Below are 6,468 nucleotides of genomic sequence, written 5' to 3' on the forward strand. Positions count from 1 at the left end.
AGTCGTGACTGATGCTCCAGGCAGTGTCTTCGGGATCGACGACCATGCCATCTGCTGTCTCTATCGGGGCGGGCAGCCAGGGATCCCAGTCCCGGAGCGCCTGGTCGGCGCCCAGCTCGCCGGCCCGGGCCATGAACGCGCGGATGTCCTTCGGCAGGCAGCCGCCGCCGAAGCCGAGGCCGGCGTTCAGGAACTTGCGGCCGATCCGCTCGTCGTAGCCGAGCGCGGTGGAGAGCAGGGTGACGTCGGCGCCGGCCGCCTCGCAGACCTCCGCCATCGCGTTGATGAACGAGATCTTGGTGGCCAGGAAGGAGTTGGCGGCGGCCTTGACCAGCTCGGCGGTGGCGTAGTCGGTGACCACGAACGGCACCCCGGCCCCGATCGGGTCCGCGTACACCTCGCGCAGCAGCTGCTCGGCGCGCTCGCTGCGGGCGCCGACCACGATCCGGTCCGGGCGCAGGGTGTCCTGGACGGCGAAGCCCTCGCGCAGGAACTCCGGGTTCCAGGCGAGCTCGGCGCCCTCGCCGACCGGCGCCAGCGAGGCCAGCCGCTCGGCCAGCCGGTTCGCCGAGCCGACCGGGACGGTGGACTTGCCGACCACCAGGACCGGGCGGGTCAGGTGCGGGGCGAGCGCGTCGATCGCGGCGTCCACGGCGGACATGTCGGCGGCGAACTCGCCCTTGAGCTGCGGGGTGTTGACGCAGACGAAGTGCACGTCGCCGAACTCCGCGGCCTCCTGGGCGGAGGTGGTGAAGCGCAGCCGGCCGGTCGAGCCCTCGTGGCCGGCCACGTGCTTGAGCAGCAGCTCGGACAGGCCCGGCTCGTACATCGGGACCCGGCCCGCGGTCAGCATCGCGATCTTCTCGGGGTCGATGTCCAGGCCCAGCACCTCGAAGCCGAACTCCGCCATGGCGGCGGCGTGGGTGGCGCCGAGATAACCGGTGCCGATCACGGAGATGCGGAGGGTCACGGGTTCTCCCTTTGCGGAATCTCGACCTGGACGAACAGTGGGCGGGCGGGGCGTAACGACCCCTGATGCTATCCGCCCGCCGGGGTACCGCCCAGGCCCTCCCATCAGCACCGGAGCACCGGTGCTGGCGGGCGGGCGGATCGGCCGGGGAGGCTCCGGGGGCCGCTGGCGCCGTAACGCCCGCCCCGCACGGGCGGTGACCGTGCGTCCGGGAGCGCCGGACCGCCGACACCCCGGGGCGGACGCCGGCCGAACCTAGGCAGCCGCAGGCCGGAGCCCTAGGATCTACTGAACGGTAGCTAACATCACTCCTTCTCACACGAACGAGGCGGGAACCATGGCGGGCAGCGCAGGGGCGTCGGACTTCGATCTCTTCCGGATCTCCGAGGAGCACGAGATGCTCCGTGAGGCGGTGCGTTCGCTGGCCGAGGCGAAGATCGCCCCGTTCGCGGCGGAGGTGGACGAGCAGGGGCGGTTCCCGCAGGAGGCGCTGGACGCGCTGCAGGGCAACGACCTGCACGCGGTGCACGTGCCGGAGGAGTTCGGCGGTGCGGGGGCGGATGCGCTGGCGACGGTGATCGTGATCGAGGAGGTGGCGCGGGTGTGCGCCTCGTCGTCGCTGATCCCGGCGGTGAACAAGCTGGGTTCGCTGCCGGTGCAGCTGTCGGGTTCGGAGGAGCTGAAGGCGAAGTACCTGGGGGCGCTGGCGCGGGGTGAGGGGATGTTCTCGTACTGCCTGTCGGAGCCGGAGGCGGGTTCGGACGCGGCGGGGATGAAGACCCGGGCGGTGCGGGACGGGGACTTCTGGGTGCTGAACGGGGTGAAGCGCTGGATCACCAACGCCGGTGTGTCGGAGTTCTACACGGTGATGGCGGTGACGGATCCGGAGCTGCGGAGCAAGGGCATCTCGGCGTTCGTGGTGGAGAAGGGCGACGAGGGGGTGTCGTTCGGTGCGCCGGAGAAGAAGCTGGGGATCAAGGGTTCGCCGACGCGTGAGGTGTACTTCGACAACGTGCGGATTCCGGCGGACCGGATGATCGGTGCGGAGGGGACGGGTTTCGCGACGGCGATGCGGACGCTGGACCACACCCGGGTGACGATCGCGGCGCAGGCGGTGGGGATCGCGCAGGGGGCGCTGGACTACGCGAAGGGGTATGTGAAGGAGCGCAAGCAGTTCGGGAAGGCGATCGCGGAGTTCCAGGGGGTCCAGTTCATGCTGGCGGACATGGCGATGAAGCTGGAGGCGGCGCGGCAGCTGACGTACGTGGCGGCGGCGAAGTCGCAGCGCGGGGACGGTGACCTGACGTTCTTCGGGGCGGCGGCGAAGTGCTACGCGTCGGACGCGGCGATGGAGATCGCGACGGATGCGGTGCAGCTGCTGGGCGGGTACGGGTACACCCGGGACTACCCGGTGGAGCGGATGATGCGGGACGCGAAGATCACGCAGATCTACGAGGGCACCAACCAGGTCCAGCGCATCGTCATGGCCCGCAACCTGCCGTAGTACGCCCCGCGGCGGTGCACCGGAACGCCCGCGGTGCACCGCCGCGCACGCACGTCCGGCTGTTCGAGGCCGGTGCTATGTTCCGGGAATGAGCGAGAAGGAAGAACAGGACCAGCCCATGAACGACGGGCCGCCGAAGCCGGCGATGCGCGAGGCGCTGGTCGCCGCCGCCTTCGAGCTCTTCCTGGAACGCGGCTTCGAGCAGACCACGGTCGACGACATCGTGTCGCTCGCCGGGGTCGGCCGGCGCTCCTTCTTCCGCTACTTCCCGGCCAAGGAGGACGTGGTCTTCCCCGACCACGAGCGCAGCCTCGCCGAGATGACGGAGTTCCTGGAGTCCGGCACCGGCGACGAGGACCCGGTCCGGCACGCCTGCGACGCCGCCCGGCTCGTCCTGCGGATGTACGCCGAGCAGCCGTCCTTCTCCGTGCAGCGCTACCGGCTCACCCGCAAGGTGCCCGGCCTGCGCGCCTACGAGCTGTCGGTGGTCTGGCGCTACGAGCACACCCTCGCGCACTACCTGCGCGGCCGGTTCGCCGACCGGCCGGACGGCGCGCTGCGGGCCGACGTCATCGCGGCCGCCGTGGTCTCCGCGCACAACCACGCGCTGCGGACCTGGCTGCGCTCCGGCGGCGAGAGCGACTGGGTCGCCGAGGTGGACGCGGCGATGGCCTTCGTCACCGGCACCTGGAGCGACCGGACGGACGGCGGCACCGCGGCCGGCGAGGGGGACGCGGACGACGTGGTGGTCCTGGTCGCCAGCCGCCGGGCACCGCTCTGGCGGATGGTCCAGGGCATCGAGAGCGCACTGGGGGAGTCCGACCGGGTCCGGCAGCAGTGACAGCCCCCGGAGGCCTCCCGGCCGCTCCCCGGTCCTGACGGCTCACCCGCGCGGCGCAACCCGGCCGGGGCGCGCCGCACGGAGCTCACCGGTTGCCGTACGGCCCCCGGGCCGCAGGCCAGACTCGGTCGCAGGACGGGGCCGGGCGGCGGCCGGCCCCGGGGAGCGCGAAGGAGCGGGCATGCCCGAGCAGACCCGGCCGGCGGGCGGTGACCCCACCCTGCGTGAGGTGCTGCTGTCGAAGGGGTACCTCACCGTGCTGCTGGTCTCGGCGGTGGTCGGCATCCCGGTCTCGCTGGCCGCGTTCGGCTTCGTCAGCCTGGAGCACGAACTCCAGCACTGGGTGTGGGACAGCCTGCCGGACGCCGTCGGCCTGGACGAGCCGCCCTGGTGGTGGCCGCTGCCCGCGATGCTGCTCGCCGGGCTGCTGGTGGCCCCGGTCCTGACCCGGCTGCCCGGGCACGGCGGGCACATCCCGGTGGACGGCCTGGGCGGGCCGCCCACCCCGCCGAAGGCCGTCCCCGGCGTGGTGCTGGCCGCCCTCGTCTGCCTGCCGCTCGGCACGGTGCTCGGCCCCGAGGCGCCGCTGATGGCGCTGGGCAGCGGCCTGGCCCTGCTCGCGGTCCGCGGCGCCGAACGGGCCGCCAAGCCGCAGCTGGCGCCGGTGCTCGGCGCGGCGGGCTCGGCCGCGGCGATCTCCACCATCTTCGGCAGCCCGCTGGTCGCCGCCGTGATGATGATCGAGGCGGCCGGGCTCGGCGGCCCGCAGCTGACCATCCTGATCCTCCCGTGCCTGGTGGCCACCGGCATCGGCGCGCTGGTGTTCACCGGCTTCGGCCACTGGACGGGCCTGTCGATCGGCGCGCTCTCGCTGCCCTCCGTGCCGAAGGCCGGCATCCCGGACCCCGGCGACTTCCTCTGGGGCATTCCGATGGCGGCGGTGGTGGCGCTGGTCTGCGTGACGGGCCAGGGCCTCGGGCGGCAGGTCAAGGCGTACACCACCGGCGGCCCGGACCGCTCCGCGGCGGGGCCGACCGCCCGTCAGACGGCCGTCCGGACGGTGCTCTGCGCGGTCCTGGTCGGCGTCTGCATCGCGGCCTACGCGCTGCTCACCGGACGGTCGCCGGAGGAGGTGGCGCTCTCCGGGCAGATCACCCTCGGCACCCTGGTCGCGGACCCGGCGGCCTGGCCGATCGGGGCGCTGCTGGCGCTGGTGCTCTGCAAGGCGGCCGGCTGGGGCGTCGCGCTCGGCAGTCTGCGCGGCGGCCCGATCTTCCCGGTGATCCTGATCGGCGCCGCCGTCGGCGTGGCCTGTGGTCCGCTGCCCGGCTTCGGCACCGCCCCGGGCCTGGCGGCCGGGATCGCCGCCGCGAGCGCGTCGGTCACCCGGCTGCCGGTCACCAGCGCCGTGCTGGCGACGGCACTGCTCGACGGGGACGCCCAGAACACGACGCCCCTGCTGATCGTCGCCACGGTGACGGGCTTCATCGTGGGCGAGCTGATCCGCGCGTTCGGCCGGCGCCGGACCGCCGCCCCCCTGGACGGGCGGAGCCGGGCGGAGGTCGGCTGACACCGGGCCGGGGGCAGGGGCCGGGGCCATGCCCGGGGCCGGACGCCGGATCGGCTGTCCGCGGACCGGCGGAGCGTCATGTCAATGGCCGCAGGCCGTGCACCCGTCCGACGGACGGCGGGTGAACATCCGTCGATTCGCCGCTGTCGGCGGCGGCCGGTGCGGCATAACGGAGGGGTTCCGGCCCGGCATCTCGGACCGGAGCCCCCACCGGACCGGCCGAAGGACCCCACCCATGCCCCTGAAGAACTACGGCGTGCTCGCCGCCACTGCGATCGACCGGCGTCGCGAGGGTGCCAGCGACACCCCGCACTACCAGATCCACCTCCGCGACACGAACGGCACCCACTACCGCGCCGCGGTCAACGTCCTGTCCCAGCAGGCCCCTTCGGAGCTCCTCTTCATCGTCCTGGAGGACTTCCGGCACCCGATGACCGCGCAGCTCCCCGACCCCGGCAGCGGCTGGACCGACCTCCCGTCGAAGCCCGACACCGCGAGCCTGGACTTCATCCGCGGCAACCTCTTCGACCCGGCCGCGATGCGGACCCTGCCGCCCGACCTCCCCGGCCCCGACAACGACCTCGCCGACCTGCTGGACCACTTCGTGCAGCGCGCGATCAACGACCCGTCCGCCGCGGTCTTCCTGATCGGCCAGCGCTTCGGGCCCGAGCCGACCATCCCGGACAAGGTGTTCGGCTTCAAGCCCGGCAACGGCGTCCACGACATCCACATGAACCAGGGCAACAGCGGCCACTTCACGTCCGACGACGGCGTCTTCCAGGACGGCGGCCTGCTGATCCACTTCCCGGCGGAGGACCGCTGGGTCGCGGTCTTCCTGGCCTTCCAGTCGCAGTCCTTCCACACCGACGACGTGACCGGCCACACGATCCCGGGTACCCCGCCCCGCCCGACCGACCCGGCCGGCCACGTCGCCGCGGTGCGCATCGTCGGCGCCGTGGTCAACCCGGTCGGACCGGCCCCGGAGGACGAGACGGTCACCCTGCTCAACACCACGGCGGCCCCGGTCGACCTGACCGGCTGGCACCTGGCCGACCGGGCCAAGCACCTGCTCGCCCTGCCCGCCGGGCCGCTGGCCGCCGGTGCCACGCTCACCGTGCGCGGCGGCAACGGCTTCGAGCTCGGCAACCACGGCGGGGCGATCACGCTGCTCGACGCCCGCGGCCTCAAGGTCCACGGCGTCGCCTACACGGCCCGCCAGGCCGCGGCCGAGGGGCGGACGGTCACCTTCTGACGCGCTCCGGCGGGGCGCTCACGGACCGGGTCCTCCCGGGGCCGGTGAGCGCCCCGTCTCCGCGTCGGGCCGTCAAGGCGCCGCTGCTTCACGCCTTCGGCCGCTTGCCGCCGCGTCCTCCGTCCCCCGTCCGGGTGAGCTCCGGATTCCCCCGGGTTCGACCGGGGCAGCCTCGCCCCGTGACCACCTCCACGCCCCGCCGTCGTCGGCGCCGCCGCCCGGCCGCCCCGCACCGCAAGCCCGTCCCGGCCCAGGTCGCCGTCCAGCCTCCGGTGCCGTCCCCGGCCAAGGCCCCGGCGCCGAGCGCGCCGCCCGCCCGGCCGGCGGCGGT

Annotated in this window: 5 protein-coding genes; 4 read left to right on the forward strand and 1 reads right to left on the reverse strand. The window is 73.6% G+C overall.

Annotation, left to right across the window (positions count from 1 at the left end):
* The coding region (locus ABZ885_RS33005; protein WP_360196915.1) for a nucleotide sugar dehydrogenase at positions 1-970 on the reverse strand (970 nt) is incomplete at its 3' end.
* A 337-nt stretch (positions 971-1,307) separates the two neighbouring features.
* On the opposite strand from ABZ885_RS33005, the gene ABZ885_RS33010 reads away from it, so the two are divergent.
* The 4 genes from ABZ885_RS33010 (at position 1,308) to ABZ885_RS33025 (ending at position 6,137) form a co-directional block, all read left to right on the forward strand.
* Positions 1,308-2,474 carry an acyl-CoA dehydrogenase family protein gene (locus tag ABZ885_RS33010; RefSeq protein WP_360196918.1) on the forward strand — a complete coding sequence of 389 codons (1,167 nt, stop codon included), beginning with the start codon at positions 1,308-1,310 and terminating at the stop codon, positions 2,472-2,474.
* Positions 2,475-2,619: 145 nt separating this feature from the next.
* Positions 2,620-3,315, forward strand: a complete 696-nt coding sequence (locus tag ABZ885_RS33015; protein ID WP_360196925.1) for a TetR family transcriptional regulator — start codon at positions 2,620-2,622, stop codon at positions 3,313-3,315.
* Positions 3,316-3,496: 181 nt separating this feature from the next.
* The gene (locus ABZ885_RS33020) at positions 3,497-4,885 is read left to right on the forward strand and encodes a chloride channel protein (RefSeq protein WP_360196920.1); all 1,389 of its coding nucleotides are present in this window, start codon (positions 3,497-3,499) and stop codon (positions 4,883-4,885) included.
* A gap of 235 nt (positions 4,886-5,120) precedes the next feature.
* Positions 5,121-6,137 carry a DUF2278 family protein gene (locus ABZ885_RS33025; protein WP_360196923.1) on the forward strand — a complete coding sequence of 339 codons (1,017 nt, stop codon included), beginning with the start codon at positions 5,121-5,123 and terminating at the stop codon, positions 6,135-6,137.
* The last annotated feature ends 331 nt before the right edge of the window (positions 6,138-6,468 follow it).

Origin of the sequence: Kitasatospora sp. NPDC047058, from assembly GCF_040643935.1 — a bacterium.
GTDB lineage: Bacteria > Actinomycetota > Actinomycetes > Streptomycetales > Streptomycetaceae > Kitasatospora.

Excerpts from the sequence above, each read along its gene's own strand:
- ABZ885_RS33020 (WP_360196920.1), top strand. The coding sequence starts at position 3,497 with ATGCCCGAGCAGACCCGGCCGGCGGGCGGTGACCCCACCCTGCGTGAG.
- ABZ885_RS33010 (WP_360196918.1), top strand. The coding sequence starts at position 1,308 with ATGGCGGGCAGCGCAGGGGCGTCGGACTTCGATCTCTTCCGGATCTCC.
- ABZ885_RS33025 (WP_360196923.1), top strand. The coding sequence starts at position 5,121 with ATGCCCCTGAAGAACTACGGCGTGCTCGCCGCCACTGCGATCGACCGG.
- ABZ885_RS33015 (WP_360196925.1), top strand. The coding sequence starts at position 2,620 with ATGCGCGAGGCGCTGGTCGCCGCCGCCTTCGAGCTCTTCCTGGAACGC.